Here is a 2488-nt window from a genome sequence, read left to right on the forward strand (position 1 = left end):
ATTCAAATAAGGTGACGATGCCTTTCGCACCTTCAGTTGTTATAGGCTTAGCGATGTATAGCTATTTTACGTAATTTAAATTGAATCATTATTCGATGTGTTGGAGAGAACATATGGATATTAGTGGGATACCGTCCCCGAGTAATTTAAAGCCTCAAATATCAGCTCCTGTGGTTCCTACATCCATTGAAATGCTTGGTGTACCTGAGGTTGTGATTGAAAATTTATTACTCAAACACCTGTCCGCTTACCCTAAGTCAGATGTATTGGATCTATCTAACTATTTATGTGTGGTTACACATATTGTAGAAAATGGACTTGCGGTACTTAGACAAAAATCATTCATTGAAGTTTTTCAACCAACTTCAGCTTTAACGTTAGACTCATCTTCACACAGCCATGTCCGTTATTCACTGTCTGAAAAAGGCATAGAAGAAGCGGATTTAGCTTTCACTCGAGATGCTTACTTAGGACCTGTTCCTGTATCTCTCTCTCAATATAGCAATATTGTGAATCAACAAGATTTGCGCTCTGAATTGGTTACTCGACCGCATGTTGAAGCGGCTCTTAGTGACGTCTACGGAGTCGACAGAATGATATCAGTGTTGGGACCTGCAATTAATTCCGGCAGGGCTCTACTTCTTTATGGGCATGCTGGTACGGGGAAAACGTTTGTAGCAACACGTATCGTCAATGCTTTGCATACTTCGGTGTTTATCCCTTATGCCGTTTACGCCTTCGGTAATATTATTAAAGTTTTTTCTACGCAACATCATAAACCGCTAGACAGTAACGGTAGTGAAACATTGGTTTCTCTCAAAGATCAGTACGACAAGCGTTGGCTCAATTGTGAAAGACCCAATATCCAGGTGGGTGGAGAGTTGACCATGGATATGCTCGAAGTTAATCATTCTGAGAACAGCCGAGTTTGGCTAGCGCCTTTACAAGTGATGGCAAATAATGGGATTTTGGTTATTGATGACCTCGGGCGTCAACCAATGCCAGTGGACAACCTCCTTAATCGCTGGATTGTACCTATGGAGCACTACTTCGATTACTTATCGTTACCGAATGGACAGCAAGTTACGATGCCATTTGTGCTCACACTCGCTTTCTCTACCAACTTAAACCCGGATAAGATCAGTGACCCAGCGTTCTTGCGTCGGTTGGGTTATAAAATTGAATTTAAACCTCTTTGCCAACGAGACTATGAAGCTTTATGGATGAGTGTCGTTTCTGATAAAGGGGTAGAACTTCAAGATGGTTTTTTTGAGCGATTGTCTCAAATGCACACGCTATACAAAGTGCCGCTTTTCCCTTGCTTACCTAAAGATCTCGCTGGTATTAGCAAAGATATTCTTTCATTTGAGCAACTCCCGCCCGTTATTACTTTCGATATTCTTTCCATGGCATGGGAAGTCTATTTTACCTCTGATGGACACGAGGAAGAAAATAATGAATAAGAGTCAGGTATTCCTATTGTTTTTACTGTCCGTAGTATTCGGCTTAGCGGCTGTATTTTTTGCTAAGCAATGGATGGATAACCAAGTTCAACCGACGATCGAAGTTGAAGAGGTTGAACGTCACCCGGTTGTAGTCGCATCTCAAGAAATTGAAGCTGGAACCGTAATTGAAGATCAGTACTTAACGACGAAGCTGATGGAAGTGGATTGGATCAATGAAAATAATTACTCAGATCAAAACGAGCTAATTGGAAAAGTTGTCGCCAATACTATCTACGCAGGAGAGGTGCTTCATAAGTTGCGCTTTACCGTTCCTGGTGAAGGTTCAACACTCGCTGCGTTGATTCCTGAAAATAAGCGAGCAGTAACTATTCGAGTCGATGATGTTATTGGTGTGGCAGGGTTTCTATTACCAGGAAACAAGGTCGATATTCTTAATACCGTTTCCTATGGCAAAAACTCTGCGGCGACTCGAACAGTGTTGAAAGATATTAAAGTGTTAGCAGTAGACCAAACAGCAAGAACCAAAGAAAACAGCCCTATCATAGTTCGAGCGGTAACACTTGAGGTGACCCCAAAAGATGCAGAGAAGCTTCTTACGGCGAAGAGCAAAGGCAGTATTCAGCTTACCTTAAGAAACCCTCATGAGGTTGATAAAAAAGTCGTTCGTCGATACGTGCCTAGACCCAGTGTCACCATTATCAAGGGTACGGAAACATCCAGTGTGCGCGTCAAGGATTGAGGTGAGATATGAGAATTATATTAGCGTTATTTTTGAGCCTGATTTGTTTTTCGACCGCAAGTGTTGCTGCATTGCAAACGGGAAAAACAGTGACGGTTCCACACCATAAATCTACACATGTGGTGTTATCCGGCAAAGCGAGCAAGGTTTCACTTGGTGATCCTGATGTTTTGGATATCGTAATTTTAAAATCTAACGAAGTGTTTTTGATTGGTAAAAAGTTAGGTGCGACAAATCTGATGGCTTGGGATTCACGAGGACAGTTGATTGAGTCGATTAATAT

Annotated in this window: 3 protein-coding genes and 1 pseudogene; all 4 read left to right on the forward strand. The window is 41.7% G+C overall.

The window, feature by feature from the left end:
- Positions 1-74: pseudogene (locus tag AB4653_RS25135) on the forward strand (prepilin peptidase); the annotation flags it as partial.
- Between the two features lie 39 nt (positions 75-113).
- Positions 114-1463 (forward strand): ATP-binding protein, encoded by a 1350-nt coding sequence (locus AB4653_RS25140; RefSeq protein ID WP_102257764.1) that lies wholly within the window; start codon positions 114-116, stop codon positions 1461-1463.
- Positions 1456-2205, forward strand: a complete 750-nt coding sequence (gene cpaB / locus AB4653_RS25145) for a Flp pilus assembly protein CpaB (protein WP_009847499.1) — start codon at positions 1456-1458, stop codon at positions 2203-2205. The genes AB4653_RS25140 and cpaB overlap by 8 nt, the downstream gene beginning before the upstream one ends.
- Before the next feature lie 8 nt (positions 2206-2213).
- Positions 2214-2488 (forward strand): pilus assembly protein N-terminal domain-containing protein (locus AB4653_RS25150; protein WP_372105587.1); only part of this gene is annotated, 275 nt, incomplete at its 3' end.

The organism is Vibrio sp. 10N.222.48.A3 (assembly GCF_041475345.1).
GTDB classification, from domain to species: domain Bacteria; phylum Pseudomonadota; class Gammaproteobacteria; order Enterobacterales; family Vibrionaceae; genus Vibrio; species Vibrio tasmaniensis_A.